Raw genomic sequence first — 13,041 nt, 5'->3', positions numbered from 1 at the left:
GAGGTAGGGCTGTGCGGCGTACGACGCGCCTGGCCGCCGTTGCCCTGACCGCCGCGCTCGTAGCGATAGGGCCATCAGGCACGGCCGCCGCCACCACCCAGGCGACGCTGTGGTGGTGGGACACCTACGGCATCGGGGCTTTCCACGAGCAGGGGTGGACCGGTGAAGGTGTGCGGATCGCGATCATGGACGACCAGATCAATCCCGACCTGCCCGCATTCGAAGGGCGCTCCCTCACTGTCGCCGACGGCACGCTGTGCGAGGAGACCGATTCCGCCGTCAGCGCTGAAGCGACCTTCGGCGCGAACCACGGCACGACCCTCACCGCGTCCCTGATCGGCACCGGCGCCGGCGGGGTGCGCGGAATCGCCCCGGATGCCGAGGTGACCTTCTACGGGCTGGGTCGGACGGACGAAGTCGGGTCGTGCACCAGCCGGGAGCGTCCCGACGTGCTCAGCCCGTTCGGCGTCGCGCTGCAGCATGCCATCGACGACGGCGCCCAGATCTTCACAACCTCGGTGGGCTCGCCGACGGAGAGCGAAGAAGGCGACGGCGCGGTGATCGCGGAGGCGATCGCGAAGGGCATGGTGATCGTTCACGCCACGCCGAACCCCGACCAGACCATGCTCGCGTCGGCCTCACTCCCCCTGATCAACGGTGTCCTCGCGGCCAGTGCGGTCGACAGCACGGGCGAGCTGCAGACCGACAAGAACGGGCAGCCCTACGTCCTCGACTACACCCACGTCGTCGCGGCGGGCGTGTCGCTTCCCACCCTCGGCTCCGTCGGCGGGACCTGGGATGAAGGCGGCACCGCATCCGGCTCGTCCTTCGCCGCCCCCCTCGTCGCGGGGATGCTCGCCCTGGCAGCCCAGCGATACCCCGACGCCACCGGAAACCAGCTCCTCCAATCGCTCATCCACTCGACCAACGGCAGCATCCACGAGCCCACCTACGACCCCGCAACCGGCTACGGCTACGGCGCCGCGTGGCCCGCATCGCTGCTCGAGGACGACCCCACCGACTACCCCGACGAGAACCCGCTGATGGATCGCCCCAACGGCATCCCCAGCGCGGAACAAGTCGCCGAGGCGGTTGCGCGTGAGTCGGGTTCCTCCCCCAGCGCGGATCCGGCACCCGTCCCGACGGACGAGGCAGGCGTTGCCGCACCGGGCGGCACCGATCCCCTCGGGCCGATCGGGCTCACCGTCGCCGTGGTCCTGGCCGTCGCCGTGGCCGCCGGCGTCATCGCCGTCATCGTCTTCACCGCACGCAGGAAGCGACTTCACCAAGGAGGAACGCCGTGACCGGACAATGGGAGCAGGGCCTGCGCAATCTCGCCGAGGGCGGCGAGCCATGGGATGTGCCCGCGCGAAACGAACTCATCGTGCGACTGCAGCAGCTCGCCTTCGTCCTGGACAAGGTGGTCAGCGAGCCGGGACTGACCGGGGAGTCCGGGTCCGCCGCGACGAAGACCTTCGCAGCGGCCAGCAAGGACATCGCGGCTCAGATCGCCTACCTGCAGGACGACTTGCAGACCGCGCTGAAGGATGCCAACGCACAGCGAGCCCGGGCGCGTGAACGACTCGAGAGCCTCGGATCGGGTCGCCTGACCGCGGGGCAGGAAGGCGCCGTACGCGGCGCCGTCGCCGGGACCACCCTCATGCTCGGGCCCCTGTCGGTGGTCGCCGGCGAGGGGGCCGTGCAGCTGCTGAACGATTTCCTGGGTGATCAGCGCGAGAAGGAAGCCGAACAGCACTACAAGGAGGTGAGCGAGGCGATCGCGGCGGTGAAGATCGCCGTGCCGCCACCTCTCACGGGTTCCGACGCCGTATTCGCCCCTGACCCGGTGGAACCGGTCGGCGGCACGCCTATCCCCGTCGGCGGTGGGCCCGGTGGCCCTGGCGGCGGGCGGGGTGGAGGGGGCCCTTCGCTTCCCGGCTTCGAGACCGGCGCGGTCATCGGCGAGCCTGGGCCGAACGGTCTCCCGCCGGTCATCGGCAGCCCCCCGGTCATCGGCGGCCCGCCGGTGTTCGATCCGCCCCATTACCCCGCTCCGCACCCTCCCGGACCGCCCATCGATCTCGGGAAGATTCCCCCCGATTACGTGCCGACTCCGGACGGCCCGATCGGCGGCGTGGGATCGCTCCCCGGCGGTGGAAGCAGCGGAGGGGCGACCCTCCCGGGTGGCGGCGGTGGTGCGAGCGGGATGGGACCCGGGCTCGGCGTCGGGATGGCCGTTGGCGGCGGGGGCGCCGCGGCGCTCGGGCGCCTCGGCTCATCGGGCGGCATGCCCGGCGGGCAGGGCGGGGGACTTTCCGGCGGTCTGCTCGGCCGCGGCGGAAGTGCGGGCGCGCCTGCGGGCGGGCTCGGTGTCCGCAGCGGATCCGGCCTCGCCGGTGGCGGCGTCGGTGGTATGGGCGGCGCGGGCGCGCAGGCGGGCGCTCGCGCCGGCACCCCGGGAACCGCGGGCGCAGCCGGACAGACCGGCGGGCGCGGCGGCATGGGCGCCGGCGTCGGGGGCGGCGGCATGGGCGGCGCGCGCGGCGACCGGAAGGAATCGGCGGGCCGAGGGCTGGGCGGACCGATCGCGGAACACCTGGACGACGACGAGGAATTCGGCCCTCGTTCCGAGAACGCCGGGGCAGGCGGACGCGAATGAGCCAGCACCCCGGCACCGGCCACGCCCGCGCAGCGGAGGCAGACGCATGAACGACCGCATCTCGGCCACCGAGGGCGCCCTCGCCCGCGGTGCGAGCGTCGTCTCCGGTGCCCACATCGACATCCAGGACAGCGTCCGCCGTGTGCTCGACGAGCTGGACGAGCTCGGTGGGCACTGGTCGGGCGATGCCGCGAGCGCCTACACCCAGCTCGTCGGCGAGTGGTCGGCGGGTGCGGCCAAGCTCAATGCCGTTCTCGTTCAGCTCACACAGGCGATGCGTTCGACCGACCAGGATCAGCAGGCGCTCGAGCAGCAGCACGGATCCACCATCGGGGGCCTTGGTGCCCTGCTGGGAGGCGACTGATCATGGCCGATCTTCGGGTCACCCCCGCGGCGCTGCACGCGGCGGCCGACCGCCTCCGCGCCGAAAGCGCGCGCATCGATGCCGCCCTGCGTGGCATCGAGAGCGAAGCAGGCGCACTCCGGGCGAATTGGGACGGAGCCGCACAGGCCGCCTACGACACGGCGCAACTGCAGTGGAGCGCGACGTTCCTATCGATGAAGGACACCCTGCACAGCATCGCGAAGGCCACCGATGGCATCGCGGAAGATTACGTGGAGACCGACCACCGGTCGGCGAAGCAGTTCAGATAGAGGCAGCCATGGGAAACACACTCAGATTCGACCCCGCGTCGCTGCAGGCGGCAGCCGGTCGACTCGCGGAGGCTACCGCCGCCATTCAGGCGGAACTGGACGCCCTCGAGGCGGAGGCAGAAACGCTCATCGACCGGTGGAGCGGCGAGGCCGCCGATGCCTATCGGTCGGCGCAGCAGCAGTGGGATGCGAGCCTTCGGAACATGAATTCCGTGCTGCGCTCATCCTCCCGCGCCACCGACGCATCCGCCGCGCGCTACGCCACGGCACGCGCGAAGATTGCGGAGCGCTGGGGATGAGCGGGGTCGAAGAGGCCCCGCGCCCCGACATCGTCGAGCGGCTCGAGGCGTTCCGTGCCCGCGGGATCCGCCTTCAGGGCGACCTGACCGCGCGACTGGACGCAGTGCAGGCGCGCCTGGGGGATGCCGTTGAGCCCAGTCCCGTCCACGCCGATGTGACCCTCGATGAACGCGGCTACCCCATCGCCGCAGAGCTGACCGACGCCACCGGCGCGGGAACCCCTGATCAGGTGCGCGCCGCCCTCACTGCGGCATTCCTCGCCGCCCGCGCCGAGCGGCCGCGCCTGCCGGCTGAGGCGGTGGACCCGTTGATGTCGGTGCTGCAGTCGGCGGCGGCGGATCCGCAGCATGCCGACGATCGCATCGCCGAGGCAGGCAAGACAGTGTGGAACGACCTGGGACAGGCGGGCGTCACCGCTGTGTTCGGCGACGTGACCGCTGTTCATGCGCGCGAAGACTGGATCCAGCGCAACCACCCTGCCGCCATCGCCGCCGAGATACTCGCCCTCGCGCAGCGAGCCGCGACGGCATCCGACATGTTCGGTCGGTTTACCGAGGAGGACAGCCGTGGCTGAAGTGGATCCCGATGCGCTTCGCACCGACGCGCACGACTCGTGGCAGGTCTGGAGCGGAAAGCTCGCCGACGCCAAGGGGCGGATCGACGACCTGACGTACTCGCGTCCGGACTTCTCGCTGATCCCCGGGTCCGGCGATGTGTACGCGGCGTTCACAACGGCAACGACCACCCTGCGGGACTACATCGAGACCGGCGAGGAGATCTTCGAGGGGTTCGCCCGCGCGCTCCTGGACACCGCGATCGAGTACATGCAGGCCGAAGGCGACGCACAGAGCGAGATCGACGCCGTCGAACGAGAGCTGGAGGCGTTGTGAGCTACGTCGATGACATCCGCGAGAACAACGAGGACCAGCTGGACACGGCGGTCAAGGCGATCGACGGGGCGGCCGTCGCTGCTCCGCCGCTGATCCGAAAAGGGTTGCAGGAGTGGGTCGATCGCCAGGCATTCGGTCTCGGCTCGCTCGTGCCTAACGGGTGGGTGGACGAAGCGGCCGATATCGTCGTTGCGGCCGTGGACGAGGTGCTCGACTATTGCCGCGAGAGCGTCGCCATCCTGCGGGAGGCGAACCGATACCTCGGCAGCCCCGACACCCTCCGCGCGGTGGCCGACCGCCTGAACGAGCTGGCATCGAAGGCCGACGAGATCCAGATCACCAAGAGCACCATGCCGGGGCTGCTGAGCTGGGTCGACCCGCCGGCCAGCCAAACCTACGGGTTCGCGGTCGACGACCAGGCGAAGCCGCTCGGCCGCGTGTCATCCACCGCGACCACGATCGCGGGCGCGATCGATCAGCATGCGGACGACATCGAGAACTACTACCTGCAGCTGGCAGCGGTCATCATCGGTGCCGTGCTCACGATGCTCGGTGTGGTCGCGGCCATTCTCGGGCTCGTCGGAGCGCTGCCGACGGCCGGCGTCTCGCTGGCCGTCTCCGTCGTCGGGCTCATCTCCGCAGTCGCGGGTATCGCCACCAGCGCGATCGCGATCGTGCAGCTTTTCCAGTCCTCGACGCAGGCCAACCGGGGAAAGCTCGACGCGCTGCCCAACACGATCACCGAGTGGGAGGCTCCCGGTTTTGCGCTTGTCCAGTAAACGTCCGCTCTCGATGGCCATCGCCGCCGGCATCGCTCTCACCACCACCGCCTGCACCCCATCCGAGCCTCCCCGACCCGACCCCACCGAGGTCGTCGTGCAGTATCTGGACGCCATCGCCGACGGCGACGCGGCCACGGCCCGAGAACTTGATGCCGCAGCCATCGGCGATCCGCAGTTGCCGAATGTCGACGCTGACACGCTGCGCACCGACGCCGTGCTCGCCGGGGCCCAGCGCATCCAGAATGTGACGGTCGAGGCTGCCGCCGCCACCACCGGCGACGAGGATACGCGCGACGTGTCGTTCCAGTACGAGCTGGCCGGACGGCAGGAGCAGTCCGTCCTCAGCGTCACCTGGAACACCGAAGACGGCGAGTGGCAGTTGGCCGACTCGCTGACCACCGACCTGATGGTTTTCGCAGAAGTGAGTCGCATCGAGATGAAGCTGGTGTCGTTCGAAGTCCCGGGAGCGAGCGTGACCCAACCCGACGACCCCGAGGCGGCGACGCTGAGCTTCCTCGTCTACCCCGCGGTGTACTCCGTCACGGCCGACCTCGACCCGGAAACCCTCGTGGACCCGAGCGCCGGCGTCACGCAGGAGATCGCCGTCGACCGCGCCGTGCAACCGGTCGCGACCTTCCCCGTGACACGGCTGCCGTGAGCCAGACAGCCAGCGCCACGCGCGCCCTCATCCGCCTCTCGGTGCAGAGCGAGGGGCGGCGCCTCGACATCGGCATCCCGGCCCAGGTTCCGGTGATCGAGTTCCTACCCGGGTTCGCCCGAAGCCTCGGGGTCCTCGACCCGTCGATGACGTACGCGGGATACGCGCTGCATCGCGCGGATGGCACGGTGCTGGACGCCGCCACCGGCGTCGCTGCGCAGGGCGTCGAGGACGGTGAGGTCCTGACGCTGGTGCGGGGCGGCCTCGTCGTGCAGCCCCGCGTCTACGACGACATCGTCGAGGCGGTGATCGATGCCACCGCGCAGCAGAACCGCCCGTGGACGCCGCGCGACAACGCCCGCACCGCGTTGACGGTGAGCCTGACGCTCCTGGGTGTTTGTGCCGTCCTGCTTCTGGCCGCGGGGCCCAGCCTCGGGTTCGGCGGCCTGATCGCCGGCGGCGGCGCGATCGTCCTGCTTGCGGTCGCTGCGGTCGTGGCACGGCTCGGTCAGCTCGAGGCCGGTCAGGGGTTGGGCGTGGCCGCCGCGGTCTTCGCGGGGCTGGCGGGCTACCTCGCCGTGCCGTCCTCGTTCGATCTGTGGGGCTGGCCCCTCGCCGCGGCAGGGGCGGGCACCTTCGTCATCGCCGGCGTCGCGCTGGCGCTCATGCCCGACCGCGCCGAGGTGCAGCTTGCCCCGCTGACTGCCGGCGCCGCTCTCGCGATCATCGCCTCTCTCGCGGCGTTCTTCCCGCCGGCGCCGGTCTACGCACTGGCCGTCGGCATCCTCGGCACCCTGTCGGGCGTGCTGCCCTGGCTGGCACTGAGCAGCACTCGCGTGCGTGTGATCTCACCGCAGAGCGATGCGGAGATGTTCGCCGACCCCGTCCCGATCGATGCCGACGATGTCGCCCGGCGCATGGCGCAGGGGCGGCGGATCCTCATCGCCCTCCGCCTCGCGCTCGGCCTCGTCATCCTGGCCGCCACGCCGCTGGTGGCCGCGCAGGATGCCGTGGGCGCGGCGCTGTGCGCCCTCGCGTTCGCGGGGATGATGTTCCCGTCTCGGCAGACCTATGCCCGCTCCGGTGTGCTGGCCGTCATGGCGATGGGCACCGTAGGACTCGCCGTCTCAGGGCTGACCGCCGCGCTGACCCAGCCGGAGCTGCGCGTGGCGCTGCTGGTCGTCCTCACTGTGGCGACGGTCTGCGTCGTGACCGTGACGCTGCTGGCACCCAAGACCCGGATGCGGCTGCTGCGCGTGGCCGACACCGTCGAACTGCTCGTGCTCGCCTCCCTGCTGCCGCTGGGCGTCATCGCCTCCGGGCTGGCCTGACCGGATGGCGACCAAAGGTGATCTGATCGAGGCGCAGAACTTCTCGCGTCGTCGGCTGCTGAGCGCGTTCGTCAGCGGTGCTCCGGGAGGAAAGGAACTCGAACCCGCAACTCCGCTGCGCGCCGTGATCGCCGCCATCGCCCTCACCGCGCTGGTCGTGCTCATCGGAGTGTTCTACGGTTTCATCCGCCCGGGCCTGCCGCAGGGCTGGGAGAACGGCAAGCTCGTGCTCGTGTCCGATACGGGAGCCCGTTTCGTGACCGTGGACGGGGTGCTGCATCCGGTCATCAACACCGCCAGCGCGCGCCTGCTGCTTCCTTCGAGCGAATTCGACGTGATCTCCACCGACCAGGCCAGCCTCGCCGGCACGCCGATCGGCGCGACGCTCGGGATCGTCGGTGCCCCGGACGAGCTCCCCTCCCCCGGCGGGCTGGTCAACGCCGGCTGGACCGCGTGCGTCGCGGAGGACGCGGCGCTGGAAGTGCGCATCGGAGGCGAGGCGCGCGTGGCGGCGGCCGATGACCGCAGCGCGGTCGTCGAATCGGACGACATCCTCTATGTCGTCTCCGGCGAGCGCAGCTTCGCAATCACGGCCACCGACTCCGACGCAGTCCTGCGAGCGGCCGGGATCACCGCCCTGGACCCGACGATCGTGCCGGCGGAATGGCTGAATCTGTTCACGCCGGCCTCGGCGCTGACGCCTCTCGTCGTCGAGGACGTGGGAGAGCGGCTTGCGGGCACGGATCTGCGGATCGGCGACGTCGTCCACGTGGCGGGAACGCCCGACGACGAGCGCCTGCTGGTCCAGCCGGAGGGTTCGCTGGCGGCCCTGTCCCCGCTGGCCTGGCAGTTGTACCAGCTGGGAAGCGGAAAGGCGCTGGGTGGCGAAGTGCGCGAGGTGTCGGCATCCGACGTCGCCGGGCTCGAGACGGCAACCCGACCGGCGGGCGCCGAGGACTGGCCCACCGTGGGCTTCCCCACCATCGATGCCGATGACCGCCCGTGCGCGCAGCTCGAGTCGGCCGGGGACGGGCGCACGCGCACTGCGCTGGCCGTGCACCGCGCGGACGCCGACATCGTCGAGGGTGTGAGCGTCGAACCGGGCGCGGGCGCGGTGGTTCGTGCCGGCGGCCGCGGTGACCAGAGCACCCGGCTGCTCACCCTCGTGGATGCCACCGGCACGGCGTACCCGGTACCGGGGGCGACCGAGGAGACCCTGGCTCGGCTGGGGTACGCCGCGGACGAGGTGGGCGAGATCGGCGATGAGTGGACCGCTCTCCTGCCCACAGGCCCCGCCCTGAGCGAAGAGGCCGCGGGTCGGTCTCCGGCGGCCTCGGCCGACGCGGAGGATCGGTGACCGGCCGGCTGCGCACGGTCGCGGCCGTGGCGGCGCTCCTCACCGCGGTGCTCGCGGCCGCGCCCGGCCCCGTCCTCGCCGCGTCGCCGGTGTCGGCAGCGGCGACCGGGGAATGCACGGCATCCACGCGCATCGCCGAACCGGTGACGGCCCTGGGCGAGTTGCAGAGCGAGGCGGCGTGGGGGCTCACCCGAGGCGCGGGTGTGGTGGTCGCGGTCGTCGACTCGGGAGTCGCCGCCAATCCGCACCTCACCGGCGCCATCGTCGGCGGCGTGAATCTCGTGCCGGACGGCACCGATCCGACCGGCAGCACTGATGCGTACGGGCACGGCACCGCGATCGCAGGACAGATCGCCGCCCGGGGGATCCCCGGATCGGGCGTCGAAGGTCTCGCGCCGGAAACGCGTATCCTGCCCGTCCGCGTGTTCGCCGGCACGTCCGACCAGGACGTGGATGCCGGCTTCGGCCCCGACGTGGGGCGCCTGGCAGCCGGCATCCGCTATGCCGCCGACCACGGGGCGCAGATCATCAACGTGTCCATGAGCACCGTGGGCGCCCATCCGGGTCTCGCCGAGGCCGTCGCATACGCCAGCGGGCAGGGCAGTCTCGTCGTGTCAACGGCGGGAAATCGCGACTCGACGCTGTCGGTCGAGGATGCCGAGGACGACGGGGCGCGCTACCCGGCCGGTTTCGACGGCGTGCTGGGCGTGACGGCGACCGACACGTCGGGGGTCGTGACCGACGCCAGCATCCACGGCCCGCACGTTCGGCTGGCCGCTCCCGGCCAGCTCGTCGCCACCTCGTCCGCCGTCGGCGGCGACTGCGTGTACGCGACGGATGCTCCCGCCACCAGCTACGCCGCCGCATATGCGTCGGCATCCGCTGCTCTCGTGGCGGCCGCCCACCCCGACGAGTCCCCCGCGCAGTGGGCGTACCGGCTCGAGGCGACCGCGGTGCGCACTGATCCGGACCGGCGCGACGACGTCAGCGGCTGGGGCGTGGTGCAGCCGTACGACGCCATCATGCTCGTCCCGGGTTCTGGTCTGCGCGGACCGGCCAGCCCGTTCGTCGACGGTGAGCCCGTTCCGCCCGCCGCGGCGGACGGTGCCGCGGTGCGCGTCACGGGCGACCCCGGCGCCGACGTCGCGGCCATCAACATCGGCATGATCATGGGGATCGCCGGGCTTGTCGTGCTCGCGACTCTCGGCGCGCTCGGGGTGTACGTCACGCGACGGGTGGAACCGACCGCTGCGCGCGCGGCTCCCGCCGGCCGGGGCCTGTTCGGCGACGCGCCGGAAGCCTGACGCGTTCGGTCAGACGCCGTCGCGCCGCAGCGCGAGCCGGTACTCGCCGAGAAGGAACGCTTCACCCAGGGGCACGGGCGTGCCGGACTCGATCTCCTGCTCATCGCCGTCCGCGGTGAGCAGGGACACTCCGTTCGTGGAGCCGAGGTCGGTGATGGTCCACCCATCGCCCGACCAGGCCAGGCGAGCGTGCTGTTTGGACACCGTGCGGGTGTGGTCGGGCACGGCGACGGCCTGCGTCGACTCATCCGGCGAGAACGGACGCCGACCGAGCACGACGTCCTCCGCCACCAAGACGACGGCCGTGCCGTCGGGAAGCAGGAGCTCCCACTCCCGCACGCCGCTGACCACGTGTGTGTGCTCGTCGACATCGTCGGGGGCGGCGGGGGTGGGGGCAGAGGCGGGGGCAGCGGGCGGCGCGGCGAGAGCCGGCGGAGCGGATGCGGCGGGAGCCGGCGGCGCGGGTGCGGGGGCAGGCGCGGGCATGTGCATGATCGGTGCCGGCGTGGGGGTCGAAGCCGGGGCGGGTGGCGCGGGCACGTGCATGACCGGCGCGGGCGCCGCGCCTGCCGGGGCCGACGGCGCCGCGGGTACGCGGGAGGAGGCCGCATGCCCTGCCGGCGCAGGCACGGGGGCAGCAGGCACGTCGGCTGCGGCATCCGCCCCCGCAGGGACCGGGCGCGCGTCGGCCAGCAACGTCGCCCACACCGGGGGAAGCACCGCGCCGAGGGCCGTCATCCCCGCACCCCTGCCGTACCCCACCCCGATGCGGTGCACCGCCATGACCCGAAGGACGAACCCGTATACGGCGACGAACGGCACCAGCAGCAGCACGACCTTCACCGGGTCCACGCTTCCGAGGCGGAACAGCTCCGCCTCGCGCAGCACGGGCACCCAGGCGCGCCACGTGGGAGCGCCGTGCGCGGCGAACACGCGGGCGAGGCCCCACGAGTACCAGACGTGCCACGCGGCGAGGACGATCAGCGCGCAGGCCGACGCCATCAGGACAGGCGCGGCAGCGGATGCATCGGGCACGGAAGGGTCCTTTCGGGGCATCGCACATCGATGCCCCGACGCTATCGTCTTCCGCTCCCGGCAGCACGAATACTCACTCGGCAGCACGAATACTCACTCGGCAGCGGGGCGGGTCAGGCGGCGGCGATCACGGCGAGCACGGCCTCGCCGTAGGCCTCACGCTTCTTGGCGCCGATGCCGGTGATCCCGTCCAGGTCCGCGAGCGTGCGGGGACGATGCTCGGCGAGCGCCCGCAGCGTCGCATCGCCGAAGACGATGTAGGCCGGCATCCCCTGCTCCCGCGCGGTCTCGGCACGCCACGCGCGCAGCGCCTCGAACAGGCCGCGGTCCCCCTCGCCGAGACTGTCGGCCGCCGAGGCCTTCCGCACCCGCGCGGCGGTCGCCGGCCGGCCGATCGTGTCGCGCCGCAGCGGCACCGCCGCCTCACCGCGCAGCACCGCACCGGCGGGGTCGCCGAGGGCGAGCGTGCCGTAGTCGCCGCGCGCGACGAGGATGCCGCGGGCCAGCAGCTGCCGCACGATCGAACGCCAATCCTGATCGGTGAGGTCCGCCCCCAGCCCGTACGTCGACAGTCGCTCGTGTCCCTGCTGGCGGATCCGCTCGGTATCGGCGCCGCGCAGGATGTCGATGAGGTGCCCCGCGCCGAACGACTGGTTGCGCTCGCGCTGCAGCCGCACGATCGTCGACAGCAGCTTCTGCGCCGGCACCAGGCCGTCGTACGTCTCCGGCGTCTCCAGGCAGGTGTCGCAGTTGCCGCAGGGACCCGAATCCTGGCCGAAGTAGCCCAGCAGGTTCTGCCGACGGCATTGCACCGTCTCGCACAGCGCCAGCATCGCGTCCAGATGCTGCCCCATGCGCATCTTGAACGTGCGGTCGCCGGGGCTCTGATCGATGAGTCGCCGCTGCTGCACGACGTCGCCCAGGCCATACGCCATCCAGCCGACCGCGGGTTCGCCATCGCGACCGGCGCGGCCGGTCTCCTGGTAGTACCCCTCGACCGACTTCGGCAGGTCGATGTGCGCGACGAAACGCACATCGGGCTTGTCGATGCCCATGCCGAAGGCGATCGTGGCGACCATCACGACACCGTCTTCACGGAGGAACCGTGACTGATGCCGCGCGCGAATGCCGGCATCCAACCCCGCGTGATACGCCAGCGCGTCAAGACCCTGCGTGCGCAGATACTCGGCGGTCTGCTCGACGGATTTGCGGCTGAGCGCATAGACGATGCCCGCGGACCCCTCGGGCATCGACCGGATGAACGACACCAGCTGCCGCCGCGGATCGACCTTCGGCACAATGCGGTACTGGATGTTGGGGCGGTCGAAGCTCGCGACGAAGTGCCGCGCCTGCGGCAGGTGCAGCCGCTCGGTGAGCTCCTGGTGCGTGGCGCGGGTGGCCGTCGCGGTGAGCGCCATCCGCGGCACCCCGGGGAAGCGCTCGGCAAGGTCACCGAGGGCGAGGTAGTCGGGGCGGAAGTCGTGACCCCACTGCGACACACAGTGGGCCTCGTCGATCGCGATGACGCTGAGCTTTCCCCGCTGCAGCAGCGACGTCGTCTGCGAGCTGGAGAGCCGCTCGGGGGCGACATAGATGAGGTCGAGGTCACCGGCGAGGTAGTCGCGCTCGACGGCCTGCCGCTCGGCGGCCGACTGCGTGGAGTTGAGATAGGCCGCGCGCACGCCGTTGGCGATCAGCGCGTCCACCTGGTCGTGCATCAGCGCGATCAGCGGCGAGATCACGAGCCCAGTGCCCTCGCGCACGAGCGCAGGCACCTGATAGGTGATCGACTTCCCCGCGCCGGTGGGCATGAGCACGACGGCATCGCCACCACCCACCACGTGCGCGACGACATCACCCTGGTCGCCGCGGAACTCGTCGTACCCGAACACCTCTTTGAGCACGGCGCGCGGGTCGGAACCGGTCAGTTCCCGACGAGGCGGCAGATCAAGACCTGCGGATGCCGCGGCGGGCGATGCCGCGCGCGGCGGCGTCGCGCGCGGGGGCGTCCAGGTCTGCTCCGGCGGCGGCATCCAGCCGTCGTCCGGCGGGACGTCCCAGTCCTCAGGCG

Annotated in this window: 14 protein-coding genes; 12 read left to right on the top strand and 2 right to left on the bottom strand. The window is 71.6% G+C overall.

Features of this window, described 5'->3' with window-relative positions; genetic code table 11:
* Nucleotides 1-11: 11 nt before the first annotated feature.
* The 12 genes from QNO11_RS00905 to QNO11_RS00850 are packed head-to-tail and all read left to right on the top strand — an operon-like array spanning nt 12 to nt 9,935.
* Complete coding sequence (locus tag QNO11_RS00905; RefSeq protein WP_257508848.1) at nt 12-1,304, top strand: S8 family peptidase; 1,293 nt, start codon at nt 12-14, stop codon at nt 1,302-1,304.
* Nucleotides 1,301-2,659 (top strand): hypothetical protein, encoded by a 1,359-nt coding sequence (locus tag QNO11_RS00900; protein ID WP_285169558.1) that lies wholly within the window; start codon nt 1,301-1,303, stop codon nt 2,657-2,659. The genes QNO11_RS00905 and QNO11_RS00900 overlap by 4 nt, the downstream gene beginning before the upstream one ends.
* A gap of 46 nt (nt 2,660-2,705) precedes the next feature.
* Nucleotides 2,706-3,023 carry a WXG100 family type VII secretion target gene (locus QNO11_RS00895; protein ID WP_257508847.1) on the top strand — a complete coding sequence of 106 codons (318 nt, stop codon included), beginning with the start codon at nt 2,706-2,708 and terminating at the stop codon, nt 3,021-3,023.
* Between the two features lie 2 nt (nt 3,024-3,025).
* The gene (locus QNO11_RS00890; RefSeq protein WP_257508846.1) at nt 3,026-3,313 is read left to right on the top strand and encodes a WXG100 family type VII secretion target; all 288 of its coding nucleotides are present in this window, start codon (nt 3,026-3,028) and stop codon (nt 3,311-3,313) included.
* Between the two features lie 8 nt (nt 3,314-3,321).
* Nucleotides 3,322-3,612: a WXG100 family type VII secretion target gene (locus QNO11_RS00885; protein ID WP_257508845.1), complete on the top strand. Its 291-nt coding sequence runs from the start codon at nt 3,322-3,324 to the stop codon at nt 3,610-3,612.
* The gene (locus tag QNO11_RS00880; protein WP_257508844.1) at nt 3,609-4,187 is read left to right on the top strand and encodes a hypothetical protein; all 579 of its coding nucleotides are present in this window, start codon (nt 3,609-3,611) and stop codon (nt 4,185-4,187) included. Before QNO11_RS00885 ends, QNO11_RS00880 begins: the two co-directional genes overlap by 4 nt.
* Nucleotides 4,180-4,503: a hypothetical protein gene (locus QNO11_RS00875; protein ID WP_257508843.1), complete on the top strand. Its 324-nt coding sequence runs from the start codon at nt 4,180-4,182 to the stop codon at nt 4,501-4,503. The genes QNO11_RS00880 and QNO11_RS00875 overlap by 8 nt, the downstream gene beginning before the upstream one ends.
* Nucleotides 4,500-5,282 (top strand): hypothetical protein, encoded by a 783-nt coding sequence (locus tag QNO11_RS00870; RefSeq protein ID WP_257508842.1) that lies wholly within the window; start codon nt 4,500-4,502, stop codon nt 5,280-5,282. Before QNO11_RS00875 ends, QNO11_RS00870 begins: the two co-directional genes overlap by 4 nt.
* Nucleotides 5,272-5,943 (top strand): hypothetical protein, encoded by a 672-nt coding sequence (locus QNO11_RS00865; protein WP_257508841.1) that lies wholly within the window; start codon nt 5,272-5,274, stop codon nt 5,941-5,943. Before QNO11_RS00870 ends, QNO11_RS00865 begins: the two co-directional genes overlap by 11 nt.
* Nucleotides 5,940-7,274: a type VII secretion integral membrane protein EccD gene (eccD, locus tag QNO11_RS00860; RefSeq protein WP_257508840.1), complete on the top strand. Its 1,335-nt coding sequence runs from the start codon at nt 5,940-5,942 to the stop codon at nt 7,272-7,274. Before QNO11_RS00865 ends, eccD begins: the two co-directional genes overlap by 4 nt.
* Nucleotides 7,275-7,278: 4 nt before the next feature.
* Nucleotides 7,279-8,631: a type VII secretion protein EccB gene (eccB, locus tag QNO11_RS00855; RefSeq protein ID WP_257508839.1), complete on the top strand. Its 1,353-nt coding sequence runs from the start codon at nt 7,279-7,281 to the stop codon at nt 8,629-8,631.
* A complete protein-coding gene (locus QNO11_RS00850; protein ID WP_257508838.1) occupies nt 8,628-9,935 on the top strand; it encodes a S8 family serine peptidase in 1,308 nt (435 codons plus the stop codon). Before eccB ends, QNO11_RS00850 begins: the two co-directional genes overlap by 4 nt.
* A gap of 9 nt (nt 9,936-9,944) precedes the next feature.
* Here QNO11_RS00850 and QNO11_RS00845 read toward each other — a convergent pair whose 3' ends face one another.
* Both QNO11_RS00845 and recQ read right to left on the bottom strand, forming a co-directional pair.
* Nucleotides 9,945-10,970 (bottom strand): FHA domain-containing protein, encoded by a 1,026-nt coding sequence (locus QNO11_RS00845; protein ID WP_257508837.1) that lies wholly within the window; start codon nt 10,968-10,970, stop codon nt 9,945-9,947.
* Nucleotides 10,971-11,083: 113 nt separating this feature from the next.
* Nucleotides 11,084-13,003, bottom strand: a complete 1,920-nt coding sequence (recQ, locus tag QNO11_RS00840) for a DNA helicase RecQ (protein WP_257508893.1) — start codon at nt 13,001-13,003, stop codon at nt 11,084-11,086.
* Nucleotides 13,004-13,041 lie beyond the last annotated feature (38 nt).

Source organism: Microbacterium sp. zg-B96, assembly GCF_030246865.1.
GTDB lineage: Bacteria > Actinomycetota > Actinomycetes > Actinomycetales > Microbacteriaceae > Microbacterium.
This window is presented reverse-complemented; position numbering and strand designations above follow the sequence as displayed.